Here is a 13,113-nt window from a genome sequence, read left to right as displayed (position 1 = left end):
TTTAAGTACTATTAATAGTATTATTGGCCAAATATTGGCAAAACCCGTATCTGAGCATGGCGTTGTCGAAGCAGTCATCTCACGGTGGAGATGCCGGATAATCGCCCTCGTTCCGGGCTCGGTTCCCCTATCAATAGCGCCGAAAGGCCGCCAGGAGAAAGCTATTCAGCACGATCTGCATGGGCGTGTCGCCCATCAGCTGGCGACCGCGATTCTGCGCGGCGACTATGCGCCCGATTCGATCCTGCCGCGCGAAGCGGAGTTGATGGAAACGTTCGGCGTAAGCCGCACAGTGTTGCGCGAGGCGTTGCGCACGTTGACTTCGAAAGGCCTGATCGAATCGCGTCCGCGCGTGGGAACGCGCGTGCGTCCGAGACGCGCGTGGAATCTGCTCGATGTCGACGTGCTCGACTGGTACTCGCGGGTCGCCGAGCCGATGGCTTTCGCGCTCAAGCTGCAGGAAATGCGCGAGATGATCGAGCCGTATGCCGCGAGTCTGGCGGCGGCTTCCTATACAGACGACACTTTCTGCGCGCTCGCCGCGTCGCACGAAGCGATGGTGACGGCGCGCAATGTCGACGAATGGGTACGTGCCGATCTGCGGTTCCATTTGAGCGTGCTGACCGCGTGCAGCAACGAATTGCTGATTCCCCTCGGCACGCTGATCGAGCGCACGCTCGAAGCGCAACTGCGCCTGAATGCAAAACGCGCGGAGGTGTTCAACGCGTCGCTGGCCGAGCATACGGCGGTGTTCGAAGCGATTCGCGATCGCGACGCAGCGGCGGCGCGGGCGGCGATGGCGGCACTGTTGGGTGTGACGCGCGGGCGGATCGAAGCTTAGACGCGGGCGTCGCGCGCAGCTCGCTGCGACGGCGACTATCCGGGTCAGCGCTGCGCCTCAATCCATCGCGGCATGCGCCACCGAGGCGTCCGCCGCCTTATGCGCGGGGCGGATCAACAGCAGAAGCGGAATAACCAGCAGCGTCGCCATGAACATCAGCTTGAAGTCGTTCAGATACGCGATCATCGATGCCTGCTGCGTGATCGACGCGTTCAGCGCGGCCATGTCGTAATTCGAGCCGTTGTTGAGCATCGGCTGGACGGCGGGATTGAAGGGCGTGATGTTGGCCACGAGGTCCGCATGCGAGACCTGCGTGTTGCGCGTCATCAGCGTTTGCACGATCGAAATGCCGATACTGCTGCCGATATTGCGCATCAGGCTGTACGTCGCGGTGCCATCCGCGCGCAGTTCCGGCGTGAGCGTCGAGAAGGTCAGCGCGCTCAGCGGCACGAACACGAGCCCAAGCCCGAAGCCCTGAATCACGCCGGGCCAGACAATGTCCGGCGCCGACAGCACGATCGTGTAATGCATCATCTGCCAGAGCGCGAACGCCGAGATCAGAAAGCCCGCCAGCAGCAGAAGCCGCGCGTCGATCCGCTTCAGCAGGCGCCCGGCGAACAGCATGGCGACCATCGTGCCCGCGCCGCTCGGCGCAGTGACGAGGCCGGTGGTCGCGACCGGATAGTTCATCAGGTTCTGCAGCATGGGCGGCAGCAACGCGCGCGTCGCGTACATTACCGCGCCGATCACGAAGATGAAAAACGTCCCCGTGGCGAAGTTCGGATCCTTCAGCAACTCGTATTTGAAAAACGATTTCTTGCCGACCGTGGCCGTGTGCACGAGGAAAAACGCAAAGCTGATCGCCGCGAGCAGCGCCTCGACAACGATTTCGTTCGAGCCGAACCAGTCGAGTTGCTCGCCGCGATCGAGCATGGCCTGCAATGCGCCGATGGCGAGACCCAGCGTGGCGAAGCCGAAGGCGTCGAACTTCGCGTCGTGTTTCGGTTCGCGCGCGGGCAGGAAGGTCGCCACGCCGAACAGCGCGAACGCGCCGATCGGCACGTTGATGAAAAACACCCAGCGCCAGTTGTAGCTGTCTGTGAGCCAGCCGCCGAGCGTCGGCCCGAGAATCGGTCCGACCATCACGCCCATGCCCCACACGGCCATGGCCTGCCCCTGCTTCTCGCGCGGGTTGATGTCGAGCAGGATTGACTGCGACAGCGGCACGAGCGACGCGCCGAAAATCCCCTGCAGCAAACGCGACGCGACGATCTGCGTGAGCGTCTCAGACAAACCGCACAGCGCCGACGACACCGTGAAACCGCCGATCGCGAAAATCAGCAGACGCTTGACGCTCAGCCGGTCGGACAGCCAGCCGGTGAGCGGCGTGGCGATCGCGGCGGCGACGATGTACGAGGTCAGCACCCACGTGATTTCATCCTGCGACGCGGACAGCGTGCCCTGCATATGCGGCAGCGCCACGTTGGCGATCGTGCTGTCGAGCGTCTGGATCAACGTCGCCAGCATGATCGAGACGGTGATCATCGGGCGGTTGAGCGGCGCGGCGGCGTTGGCCGCCGGAGTGTCGGAAGACATGAATGAGCGGGGTCGTCGATATAGTAAGCATGCTTAGTATATCGGTTGCGCGCGCGCCGGCCATCGGGAATTATGCGGAGCCTGAATTACGCCCGTTCAACGCTGAAAAACGAAGGCCTTTCGTATAATTCGCGCATGAAAACCCAACTCGATGAGCGCTTCGGCTTTCTGATTTCCGACGTCGGCCGCCTGACAGGCAAGCGGTTCGACGACCTCGCGAAGTCGTCGGTCGACTTGACGCGCGCGCAGTGCCGCGTGCTGGCCTATCTCGCGCACTACGGCGACACCAATCAGGCGCGGCTCGCGGACTTGCTCGAGGTCGCGCCGATCTCGGCGGGTCGCCTGCTGGATCGGATGGAAGAGGGTGGCTGGATCGAGCGGACGGCCAATCCGCAGGACCGCCGCGAGCGCCAGGTGCACATGACGCCGAAGGCTGAGCGCACGCTCGGCAAGGCGCGCAAGGTCGGCGACGAAGTCGCGCTCGAAGCGCTTAATGGCTTCACCGATGAGGAAGCGAAGCAGTTGATCGCCTTGCTGCAGCGGGTGCGCGGCAATCTGAGCCGGTTGGTGGATCGGTGACGAGAGGCGCGCGGCTGGCTGAGCGGGGGTGTTGACTGCGCCGGCGTCGGCCTCAAGCCGTAGCTTCACAGTCTGAAGGTCGGCGCAGCGCGTGCGGATGACGGCGCGCTTCGGCGCGTCGCGTGTCGACTACTTCGACTCCGGCGTCCCCGACGCTCCCGACGGCGGCACCAGCTCGAAACATGCCGGCGGCGCGACGGATGTTCTCGTTTTTGCATCGGTCTGCTGCGGGTCGATACATTTGAAAGCGCTTTGATCGCGCTGGACGAAAATCGTGTCGGCCGGTCCCGCACTGCCATGAGCGCCGTTCACGACGGCGACGATCTTGTAGCCGTCCTGGAGCAGCGTGGATAGTGTGGTCGCGCTGGTGCGCCACTGACTGTCGGGCGATGTCTGAGCCTGTGCGGCGCCTGCGGCAGTGCCGCTGAGAAACGCGATCGAAGCGGTAGCCACGGCGAGCGCGGCGGTGCGGAACGTCATCAAGAAACCTCCTTGAAGTTGCTGTAGTTGCAGTTCGGAAAGCCAAAACAAAAAAGCCGCTGAACCTTGCGGATCAGCGGCTTTTTCTTGCAACTGGTGGCGAATCAGGGACTCGAACCCCGGACCTGCGGATTATGATTCCGTCGCTCTAACCAACTGAGCTAATTCGCCGAAAGAAGCGAGATTATGCGGACGGCGCCGGAGACTGTCAACCCCCGGCGCACAACTTTTTCAAGAAGCCGTTTCGTGCATCAGACGCGTCAATCCTTCGCATAGATGTCCGAGTCCTTGGTCTCCCGGACAAACAGCATGCCGATCACAAAGGTGACGAGCGCGATCACGATCGGATACCACAGCCCCGAAAAGATATTGCCCTTCGCCGCCACGATCGCGAAGGCGGTGGCCGGCAGGAAGCCGCCGAACCAGCCATTGCCGATGTGATACGGCAGCGACATCGAGGTATAGCGGATGCGCGTCGGGAACATCTCCACCAGCATCGCCGCGATCGGGCCGTAGACCATCGTCACGTAGATCATCATGATCGTCAGTATCACCACGGTCATTGGCCAGTTGATCTGCGTGGGATCGGCCTTCGGCGCGTAACCGGCGGTCTTCAGCGTCGTCGCAAGGGTCTTGTCGAACGCTTTGCCTTGATCCTTGGCGTCCGCGGCCTTGCCGTCATACGTGTTGATCACCGTATCGCCGACCTTGATCTGCGCCAGCGTGCCCGCCGGCGCGGCGACGTTCTCGTAGTTCAAGCCGGCCTTCGAAAGCGCACTCTTGGCAATGTCGCAGGAGCTCGTGAACTTCGCGGTGCCGACCGGGTTGAACTGGAACGAGCACTCGTCCGGATTCGCGATCACGACGATCGGCGCTTTCGCGGTCGCCGCTTCCAGTGCCGGGTTCGTGTAGTGCGCCAGCGCCTTGAACAGCGGGAAGTACGTGCATGCGGCGATCAGCAGGCCGGCCATGATGATCGGCTTGCGGCCGATACGATCCGACAGCGAGCCGAAGAACAGGAAGAACGGCGTGCCGATCAGGAGCGCGATCGCGATCATGATGTTGGCGCTGCTGCCGTCTACCTTCAGCGTCTGCGTCAGGAAGAACAGCGTGTAGAACTGGCCCGTGTACCAGACCACGGCCTGGCCGGCGGTAAGGCCGATCAGCGCGAGAATCACGATCTTCAGGTTCTTCCACTGGCCGAAGGCTTCAGTCAGCGGCGCCTTGGAGGTCTTGCCTTCGGACTTGATGCGCTCGAACACCGGCGATTCGTGCAGTTGCAGACGAATCCACACCGACACGGCCAGCAGAAGGATCGAGACGATGAACGGAATGCGCCAGCCCCAGTCGCCGAACGCGTCCTCACCCATTGCGGTGCGCACGCCGAGAATCACCAGCAGCGACAGGAACAGGCCGAGCGTGGCGGTCGTCTGGATCCAGGCCGTATAGAAGCCGCGGCGTCCCGCCGGCGCGTGTTCGGCCACATAGGTGGCAGCGCCGCCGTACTCGCCGCCGAGCGCGAGGCCTTGCAGCATCCGCATCGCAATGAAGATCACGGGCGACGCGAAGCCGATCGACGCATAGCCCGGCAGGAAGCCGACCAGGAACGTCGACAGGCCCATGATCACGATCGTCACGAGGAACGTGTACTTGCGCCCGACCATATCGCCGAGCCGCCCGAACACGATCGCGCCGAACGGCCGGACCGCGAAGCCGGCCGCGAAGCTCAGCAGCGTGAAGATGAAGGCGGCTGTCGGATTGACGCCGGAGAAGAAGCTCTTGCTGATGAAGGCCGCCAGCGAGCCGGCCAGATAGAAGTCGTACCACTCGAAAACCGTACCCAGCGACGATGCGAAGATCACCCGCTTCTCTTCGCGCGTCATCGGCACGTGCGAGATTTGCCCGCCAACGGTAGCCATATGTCGTCTCCAATATTGATATGCACGCGGTTCGCCGGTAATGGCGTTCCCGTGAAACGGATTATTGGAGTGGAAACTTACGGCGTACTGACGTGGCGGGGTGAAATTGCAGCATGGGCTGCGCTGTGGGTTTTCGCCAAACATGCGCCTATCGGTCGGCAAATCTGGCTAATTCTCGCTCAACGTGTCGAAAAAGTGAGTCGACGAGCCGGAGCTTTCAAGGCGCGTTAGGGTAAGTCCCGGCCCGTTCATGTACATGCAAACTGACGCGTACGAGCGTGCCGGCAAGCCGCGGCGAAGTTTGATAGACATTGTCGTCGATTGTCAGCTCGCCGCCGTGCATGGTCGCGATCTCGCGGACGATCGCAAGTCCGAGGCCGCTGCCGTCACCTTCGCGGCCGAGAATCCGGTAGAAGCGCTCGATCACCCGCGAGCGCTCGGCGACCGGAATGCCGAGGCCGGTGTCCTCGACTTCCAGGTGCACGAGCCGCGCTGCCGCGTCATGTCGCACTCGGACGGTGATGCGGCCGCCCGGCGGCGTATAGCGGATGGCGTTGTCGATCAGGTTGGACAGCATTTCGCGCAGCATGACCGGATTGCCGTCCACTTCGACGGGTTCTTCAGGCGCTTCGTAGCCCAGATCCATCTGCTTGGCGAGCGCTGCCTGGACCCAGTCGCGCACTGCGTTGCGCGCGACCTCCGTCACTTCGACCGGCGTGAAAATCTGGCCCGACATGCGGTTCTCCGCGCGCGCCAGCGCGAGCAGTTGCGTGACGAGCCGCGCGGCATGCTCCGAACTGGTGGCGATCTGCTCGAGCGAGCGATGCACTTCCGCCGAGACGTCCTGGCGCAGCGCCAGCTCGGCCTGCGTGCGCAGGCCGGCAAGCGGCGTTTTCATCTGATGCGCGGCGTCCGCGATAAAGCGCTTTTGCAGCTCCATGTTCTGTTCGAGACGTGTCAGCAGATCGTTGAACGAGGTCACGAGCGGCTCGATTTCCGGCGGCGCGCGGCGCGCCTCGAGCGGCGACAGGTCGTCCGGACGGCGCGCGCGGATATGCGCTTGCAGCGCGTGCAGCGGCGCGAGGCCGCGCGAGAGTCCGAACCACACCAGCAGGATCGCGAGCGGCAGAATCACGAACTGCGGCAGGATCACGCCTTTGATGATGTCGTTGGCGAGCTGGCTGCGCTTGTCGAGCGTTTCGGCGACCTGCACCAGCACGGGTTGCGCGCCGGGCGTCTGCGGAAACTCGACGGTCGTGTAGGCGACGCGGATATCGTTGCCGCGCAGCACGTCGTCACGAAATTCGACGAGGCCCGGCTGCGGGCGGTCTTCCTCGTGCGGCAGCGGCATGTCGCGCTCGCCGCCCACCAGTTCGCCGCGCGTGCCGAGCACCTGGTAAAACACGCTGTCCACGTTGTCCGCGCGCAGAAAGTCGCGCGTGGAGTCGGGCAGTGTCAGTTCCGCCACGCCGTTCACCGGATGAATCTGGCGGGCCAGCACGTAAGCATCGGTTTCCAGGGCACGGTCGAACGGGCCGTTCGCGATCGACTTGGCGACCAGATAGGTGACCGCGAGACTCATCGGCCAAAGCAGCAGCAGCGGCGCCAGCATCCAGTCGAGAATCTCGCCGAACAGCGAGCGCGGGCGGGCCTGGGCGGCGGCTTCGGTTTCGTCTGGCGGGGCGAACGGATTGGCGTAGCGCTCGTCGCGCGCCTCGTCGAGGTCCGCCGCGTGCGCCGTAGCGCGGTCTGCGCGTGCGGACATGGGCGTCTTCTATTTGTAGTGATGGCTTGCCGGCATCGCGCCGGACGGCGGCGAGCCGGGCGGTTCGGGCTCGGCGGGCGGGGGCGTGGTCATGGCGTTCGTGCTCGCGCTTACGCTCGCCGGCGACGCCGCTTTCTCAAGGCAATAACCCAGACCGCGCACGGTGATGATACGCACGCCGCTCGGCTCGATTTTCTTGCGCAGGCGATGCACGTAGACCTCGATCGCGTTATTGCTGACTTCCTCGCCCCATTCGCACAGGTGATCGACGAGTTGTTCCTTCGATACCAGCCGGCCGATCCGTTGCAACAGTACTTCGAGCAAACCCAGTTCGCGCGCCGACAGGTCGATCACCTGCTCGTTGACATAGGCGATCCGGCCGACCTGGTCGAACGACAGCGAGCCGTGCCGCACGACCGTCGGGCCGCCGCCCGCGCCGCGCCGCGTCAGGGCGCGCACGCGTGCTTCGAGTTCGTTCAGCGCGAAGGGTTTGGCCATGTAGTCGTCGGCGCCGAGGTCGAGACCCTTGACGCGTTCATCGACGCTGTCCGCGGCGGTCAGGATCAGCACCGGCAGGGTGGAATTGCGCGCGCGCAGGCGCCGCAGCACCTCGAGGCCGGACATGCGCGGCAGGCCCAGATCGAGAATCAGCAGGTCGAAAGATTGCATGGACAGCGCGGTATCGGCCTCGACGCCGCTCTTCACGTGATCGACGGCATAGGCCGATTGGCGGAGTGATCGAACCAGACCGTCCGCGAGTATGCTGTCGTCTTCGGCAATCAGAATTCGCATGGTGCGCCAGCCTGGCCTTGCCGGCACCGTGGGTGTCCCCCGGCGCACAGCGGTCTCCGAAAATTATTGTGGGTAGTTGGGCAGCGCGACGGTAAAAATGCGCGTTCGCATGAGAATCGTGCTTGCCAAAACTACTGTTTTTTTATACAGTGTCTGGGTTTCGTGTGCTGTCCTTTCAAAGTGGGCTGCACATCTGCCTCAGACGCCGTTCATCATAGCAAAGGACGATTCATGGAAGAAAGCAAGAAAGGCTCGGCTGGACTGACGGCTGAAAAGAGCAAGGCACTCGCTGCCGCACTCGCACAGATCGAAAAGCAGTTCGGCAAAGGGTCGGTCATGCGGCTCGGCGCAGGTGAGGCGGTCGAAGACATCCAGGTGGTCTCAACCGGATCGCTCGGCCTCGACATCGCTCTGGGCGTCGGCGGTTTGCCGCGTGGCCGTGTGGTCGAAATTTATGGCCCGGAATCGTCCGGTAAAACCACGCTGACGTTGCAGGTCGTCGCCGAAATGCAGAAGCTCGGCGGCACGGCAGCGTTTATCGACGCGGAACACGCGCTGGACATCCAGTACGCGGGCAAGCTCGGCGTGAACGTGAACGAGTTGCTGGTTTCGCAGCCGGATACCGGTGAACAGGCGCTTGAAATTGCCGACGCACTCGTGCGCTCGGGCTCGATCGACATGATCGTGATCGACTCGGTCGCGGCACTCGTGCCGAAGGCTGAAATCGAAGGCGAAATGGGCGACTCGCTGCCGGGTCTGCAAGCGCGTCTGATGTCGCAAGCGCTGCGCAAGCTCACCGGCACGATCAAGCGCACGAACTGTCTCGTGATCTTCATCAACCAGATCCGCATGAAGATCGGCGTGATGTTCGGCAATCCGGAAACCACCACGGGTGGTAACGCGCTGAAGTTCTACGCGTCGGTGCGTCTGGACATTCGCCGTATCGGTTCGATCAAGAAGAACGACGAAGTGATCGGCAACGAAACGCGCGTGAAGGTGGTGAAGAACAAGGTGGCTCCGCCGTTCCGCGAAGCGATTTTCGACATTCTTTACGGCGAAGGCATTTCGCGTCAGGGCGAAATCATCGATCTGGGCGTGCAGGCCAAGATCGTCGACAAGGCCGGCGCGTGGTACAGCTACAGCGGCGAACGTATCGGTCAGGGTAAGGACAACGCGCGTGAATTCCTGCGCGAAAATCCGGATATTGCTCGCGAGATCGAAAACCGTATCCGTGAATCGCTGGGCGTGAATGCCATGGCTGAAGCCGTGACCGGCGCAGCCGCTGAAGTCGCGGACGAAGAAGAGTAACCATCACGTGATACGCAAGGGCCGGCCGTTGTCCGATTCCGGACGCCACGCGGACGGCCCGCGTGATGAAGACGACGAGTCGTTCGATCCATTCGAATCGTTCGACGCACACGACCGCGCTGCGGGCCGCAATCCGCAGCGCGCGCAGTTTGAATCCCCATCGCCCGTAGGCTCGGATTCCTCGGAAACCACCTACACCCGCTCACGCCGCGTTCCTGGCGAGGCGAAACTCGGGCAAGACGAAGCCAAACAGTCCAAACGTCCGGCACGGTCTTTAAAAGGCCGCGCGCTGGGCTATCTATCCCGCCGCGAATACAGCCGCACCGAACTGGCACGCAAGCTGAAGCCGTTCGTCGAGGAAACCGATTCGCTCGACACTGTGCTCGACTCACTGGAAGCCGAAAACTGGCTGTCCGATTCGCGCTTTGCCGAAAGCCTGATCCATCGCCGCTCGTCGCGATTGGGCGCGAGCCGGATCGTCGGCGAATTAAAGCAGCATTCGGTCGACCAGACGCTCGTCGAAGAGGCCAGCGCGCAATTGCGCGAAACCGAACTCGCCCGCGCGCATGCCGTTTGGCAAAAGAAGTTCGGCCGCCTTCCCGAAACACCCGCCGAACGGGCGAAACAGCAGCGCTTTCTCGCCTCGCGCGGATTTTCAGGCGCCACGATCGGCAAAATCCTCAAGGGAATCGACGAGGAGTGGAGCGGCGAGTAGCCGCGTCGTCCGCCGTTCGCCTACAAACCCTTTGGGACATAGCGTTCTGCTCCCAGCCACGCACGGCGCGGCCATGCGCGATCCGACCTGTCCCAAATACCCAGTATGCTAAAATTCGTGGGTTTTCCAATCCGGCCTTTCCTTCCCGCATGCCGCTCTCCCAGCCCGTGTCCCGTCAGTTGCGCCATCGTCGCGCAATCAGAGCGGAAGCCTATGAGCGAGCCGATGGCCTGTGGGATGTGGAAGCGTGCTTGACTGACGAAAAACCGCGTGACGTGATGCTTGCGTCGGGCGTCCGGCCCAATGGTCAGCCGATCCATGAACTCTGGCTTCGCATCACCATCGATCGCAAGCTCAATGTCGTCGACGCCGAGGCGTCGTCCGACTGGGTGCCCTATCCAGGTTTGTGCCAAGCCAGCAATCCCGCCTACCGTGCCCTTATCGGGCTCAATCTCCGTCAAAACTTCCGTCGTGAGTCTGCCCGTTTGCTCGGCGGCACGGCAGGTTGCACGCATCTCACCGAGCTGTGCGCGATCCTGCCGACCGCTGCGATTCAGGCATTCGCGGGTGAAGTCTGGAGTACCGGTGACAGCACGCCGGGCGCGAACGCAGGTTCAGGAGACGGATCGTCTAACAGCACAGGCGAGCATTCCAACGATAAACCGCCATTCCAGCTGGGACGCTGCCACGCGCTGCGTTTCGACGGCGAGGCGGTGCAGCAGTTTTATCCGCGCTGGTATGGCCGCGCTCCGTATACAGCGGATCGCGCGGCATCGTCAGGCGACGGGGCAGTCCGCCAGACAGGCGAGGGCGGCAACGCGTCCGGCATGAACGACGGCAGCGGAAACGAAGTTCAATCCAACTCTCAGACTGAAGGGAATCACGCATGAAGATTCACGAGTACCAGGGTAAGGAAATCCTGCGGAAATTCGGCGTCGCGGTACCGCGCGGCAAGCCGGTCTTCTCGGTGGATGATGCGGTCAAGGCCGCGGAAGAGCTCGGCGGCCCGGTATGGGTCGTGAAGGCTCAGATCCACGCGGGTGGCCGTGGCAAGGGCGGCGGCGTGAAGGTCGCCAAGTCGCTGGATCAGGTTCGCGAGTACTCGGAACAGATCCTCGGCATGCAGCTCGTCACGCACCAGACCGGTCCGGAAGGCCAGAAGGTGAATCGCCTGCTGATCGAAGAAGGCGCTGACATCAAGAAGGAACTGTATGTCGGCCTCGTGATCGATCGCGTCTCGCAGAAGATCGTCGTGATGGCATCGAGCGAAGGCGGCATGGACGTCGAAGAAGTCGCGGAAAAGACGCCCGAGCTGATCCACAAGATCGCCGTCGACCCGGCAACCGGTCTGAAAGACGCTGAAGCCGACGAACTGGCCACGAAGATCGGCGTGCCCGCCGCTTCGCTGCCGCAAGCGCGCGCGATCCTGCAAGGCCTGTACAAGGCATTCTGGGAAACCGACGCATCGCTGGCCGAAATCAACCCGCTGATCCTGACCGGCGACGGCAAGGTCATCGCGCTGGACGCCAAGTTCAACTTCGATTCGAACGCCCTGTTCCGTCACCCGGAAATCGTCGCGTATCGCGATCTGGACGAAGAAGATCCGGCTGAAGTCGAAGCCTCGAAGTTCGACCTCGCGTACATCTCGCTCGACGGCAACATCGGCTGCCTCGTGAACGGCGCTGGCCTCGCAATGGCAACGATGGACACCATCAAGCTGTTCGGCGGCGAACCGGCGAACTTCCTGGACGTGGGCGGTGGCGCCACGACCGAGAAGGTCACGGAAGCGTTCAAGATCATGCTGAAGAACCCGAACCTGACCGCGATTCTGGTCAACATTTTCGGCGGCATCATGCGCTGCGACGTGATCGCGGAAGGCGTGATCGCGGCGTCGAAGGCCGTCTCGCTGAAGGTGCCGCTCGTGGTCCGCATGAAGGGCACGAACGAAGACCTCGGCAAGAAGATGCTCGCTGAATCCGGTCTGCCGATCATCGCGGCGGACAGCATGGAAGAAGCGGCTCAGAAGGTCGTCGCGGCCGCTGCGGGCAAGGCGTAAGCCTCCCGTAGCCGCTTTTTCCAGGATTAACCAGGATTACGAATGGCGGCGTGCACGCGCTGCGGGCGAGAACATTCCGCCTCGCGGCGCCGCCGCATGACGCCAAACGAACAGAGGTCAATACATGTCGATTCTGATTAACAAAGACACCAAGGTCATCACGCAGGGCATCACCGGCAAGACCGGTCAGTTCCACACGCGTGCTTGCCGTGAATATGCAAACGGCCGCGAAGCGTACGTTGCGGGTGTGAACCCGAAGCGTGCCGGCGAAGACTTCGAAGGCATTCCTATCTACGCTAGCGTCGCTGAAGCCAAGGCTGAAACGGGCGCGACCGTGTCGGTGATTTACGTGCCGCCGGCAGGCGCTGCGGCTGCGATCTGGGAAGCCGTCGAGGCCGATCTGGATCTGGCGATCTGTATCACGGAAGGCATTCCTGTCCGTGACATGATCGAGCTCAAGGCACGCATGCGCGCAAAGAACAGCAAAACGCTGCTGCTCGGACCGAACTGCCCGGGCACGATCACGCCGGACGAACTGAAGATCGGCATCATGCCGGGTCACATCCACCGCAAGGGCCGCATCGGCGTCGTGTCGCGTTCGGGCACGCTGACGTACGAAGCAGTCGGCCAATTGACGGCGATCGGTCTCGGCCAGTCGTCGGCAGTCGGTATCGGCGGCGACCCGATCAACGGTCTGAAGCACATCGACGTGATGAAGATGTTCAACGACGATCCGGAAACGGACGCCGTCATCATGATCGGCGAGATCGGCGGTCCGGACGAAGCCAACGCGGCTGAGTGGATCAAGGACAACATGAAGAAGCCGGTGGTCGGCTTCATCGCCGGCGTCACGGCGCCGCCGGGCAAGCGCATGGGCCACGCCGGCGCGCTGATCTCGGGCGGTGCTGACACCGCTGAAGCGAAGCTGGAAATCATGGACGCGTGCGGCATCAAGGTCACGAAGAACCCGTCGGAAATGGCGCGTCTTCTGAAGGCAATGCTGTAAGTCGAAATTCGCGCGCTGTCACGGCGCGTTTTTTGATACGCTTACGAAGTCCTTTC

General features: G+C 62.6%; 12 protein-coding genes and 1 tRNA gene. 7 read left to right on the top strand and 6 right to left on the bottom strand.

Annotated elements, in window-relative coordinates; all coding sequences use genetic code 11:
• The first annotated feature begins 163 nt into the window (after positions 1 to 163).
• Positions 164 to 841 carry a FadR/GntR family transcriptional regulator gene (locus BPHYT_RS16400; RefSeq protein ID WP_407669194.1) on the top strand — a complete coding sequence of 226 codons (678 nt, stop codon included), beginning with the start codon at positions 164 to 166 and terminating at the stop codon, positions 839 to 841.
• Between the two features lie 57 nt (positions 842 to 898).
• Here BPHYT_RS16400 and BPHYT_RS16395 read toward each other — a convergent pair whose 3' ends face one another.
• Complete coding sequence (locus tag BPHYT_RS16395) at positions 899 to 2,437, bottom strand: DHA2 family efflux MFS transporter permease subunit (protein WP_012434260.1); 1,539 nt, start codon at positions 2,435 to 2,437, stop codon at positions 899 to 901.
• A gap of 135 nt (positions 2,438 to 2,572) precedes the next feature.
• Here BPHYT_RS16395 and BPHYT_RS16390 point away from each other — a divergent pair, with 135 nt between their 5' ends.
• On the top strand, positions 2,573 to 3,016 hold the full coding sequence (locus BPHYT_RS16390) for a MarR family winged helix-turn-helix transcriptional regulator (RefSeq protein ID WP_007180479.1): 444 nt from the start codon (positions 2,573 to 2,575) through the stop codon (positions 3,014 to 3,016).
• A gap of 129 nt (positions 3,017 to 3,145) precedes the next feature.
• On the opposite strand, the gene BPHYT_RS16385 is transcribed toward BPHYT_RS16390, so the two are convergent.
• From BPHYT_RS16385 to BPHYT_RS16365, 5 genes are all read right to left on the bottom strand, one after another.
• Positions 3,146 to 3,496 carry a hypothetical protein gene (locus BPHYT_RS16385; protein ID WP_012434259.1) on the bottom strand — a complete coding sequence of 117 codons (351 nt, stop codon included), beginning with the start codon at positions 3,494 to 3,496 and terminating at the stop codon, positions 3,146 to 3,148.
• 94 nt (positions 3,497 to 3,590) lie between these two features.
• Positions 3,591 to 3,667 (bottom strand) — tRNA-Met (locus BPHYT_RS16380).
• 89 nt (positions 3,668 to 3,756) lie between these two features.
• Positions 3,757 to 5,415, bottom strand: a complete 1,659-nt coding sequence (locus BPHYT_RS16375) for an MFS transporter (protein WP_012434258.1) — start codon at positions 5,413 to 5,415, stop codon at positions 3,757 to 3,759.
• Positions 5,416 to 5,632: 217 nt separating this feature from the next.
• Entirely contained in the window at positions 5,633 to 7,180 is a 1,548-nt protein-coding gene (locus tag BPHYT_RS16370; protein ID WP_012434257.1) for a sensor histidine kinase, read from the bottom strand.
• Positions 7,181 to 7,189: 9 nt separating this feature from the next.
• On the bottom strand, positions 7,190 to 7,972 hold the full coding sequence (locus tag BPHYT_RS16365; protein ID WP_012434256.1) for a response regulator transcription factor: 783 nt from the start codon (positions 7,970 to 7,972) through the stop codon (positions 7,190 to 7,192).
• 231 nt (positions 7,973 to 8,203) lie between these two features.
• Here BPHYT_RS16365 and recA point away from each other — a divergent pair, with 231 nt between their 5' ends.
• The 5 genes from recA (at position 8,204) to sucD (ending at position 13,057) form a co-directional block, all read left to right on the top strand.
• Positions 8,204 to 9,280, top strand: a complete 1,077-nt coding sequence (gene recA, locus BPHYT_RS16360) for a recombinase RecA (protein WP_012434255.1) — start codon at positions 8,204 to 8,206, stop codon at positions 9,278 to 9,280.
• Between the two features lie 7 nt (positions 9,281 to 9,287).
• Positions 9,288 to 9,995, top strand: a complete 708-nt coding sequence (recX, locus tag BPHYT_RS16355; protein WP_012434254.1) for a recombination regulator RecX — start codon at positions 9,288 to 9,290, stop codon at positions 9,993 to 9,995.
• Between the two features lie 149 nt (positions 9,996 to 10,144).
• Positions 10,145 to 10,885 carry a DUF2889 domain-containing protein gene (locus BPHYT_RS16350; protein ID WP_012434253.1) on the top strand — a complete coding sequence of 247 codons (741 nt, stop codon included), beginning with the start codon at positions 10,145 to 10,147 and terminating at the stop codon, positions 10,883 to 10,885.
• On the top strand, positions 10,882 to 12,051 hold the full coding sequence (sucC, locus tag BPHYT_RS16345) for an ADP-forming succinate--CoA ligase subunit beta (RefSeq protein WP_012434252.1): 1,170 nt from the start codon (positions 10,882 to 10,884) through the stop codon (positions 12,049 to 12,051). Before BPHYT_RS16350 ends, sucC begins: the two co-directional genes overlap by 4 nt.
• A 124-nt stretch (positions 12,052 to 12,175) precedes the next feature.
• The gene (gene sucD, locus BPHYT_RS16340; protein ID WP_012434251.1) at positions 12,176 to 13,057 is read left to right on the top strand and encodes a succinate--CoA ligase subunit alpha; all 882 of its coding nucleotides are present in this window, start codon (positions 12,176 to 12,178) and stop codon (positions 13,055 to 13,057) included.
• Positions 13,058 to 13,113 lie beyond the last annotated feature (56 nt).

The organism is Paraburkholderia phytofirmans PsJN (assembly GCF_000020125.1).
Taxonomy (GTDB): Bacteria; Pseudomonadota; Gammaproteobacteria; order Burkholderiales; family Burkholderiaceae; genus Paraburkholderia; species Paraburkholderia phytofirmans.
This window is presented reverse-complemented; position numbering and strand designations above follow the sequence as displayed.

Coding starts and splice junctions, on each gene's coding strand:
- BPHYT_RS16365 (WP_012434256.1), bottom strand. CDS start 7,972: ATGCGAATTCTGATTGCCGAAGACGACAGCATACTCGCGGACGGTCTG.
- BPHYT_RS16375 (WP_012434258.1), bottom strand. CDS start 5,415: ATGGCTACCGTTGGCGGGCAAATCTCGCACGTGCCGATGACGCGCGAA.
- BPHYT_RS16390 (WP_007180479.1), top strand. CDS start 2,573: ATGAAAACCCAACTCGATGAGCGCTTCGGCTTTCTGATTTCCGACGTC.
- BPHYT_RS16370 (WP_012434257.1), bottom strand. CDS start 7,180: ATGTCCGCACGCGCAGACCGCGCTACGGCGCACGCGGCGGACCTCGAC.
- sucD (WP_012434251.1), top strand. CDS start 12,176: ATGTCGATTCTGATTAACAAAGACACCAAGGTCATCACGCAGGGCATC.
- BPHYT_RS16350 (WP_012434253.1), top strand. CDS start 10,145: ATGCCGCTCTCCCAGCCCGTGTCCCGTCAGTTGCGCCATCGTCGCGCA.
- recA (WP_012434255.1), top strand. CDS start 8,204: ATGGAAGAAAGCAAGAAAGGCTCGGCTGGACTGACGGCTGAAAAGAGC.
- sucC (WP_012434252.1), top strand. CDS start 10,882: ATGAAGATTCACGAGTACCAGGGTAAGGAAATCCTGCGGAAATTCGGC.
- BPHYT_RS16385 (WP_012434259.1), bottom strand. CDS start 3,496: ATGACGTTCCGCACCGCCGCGCTCGCCGTGGCTACCGCTTCGATCGCG.
- BPHYT_RS16395 (WP_012434260.1), bottom strand. CDS start 2,437: ATGTCTTCCGACACTCCGGCGGCCAACGCCGCCGCGCCGCTCAACCGC.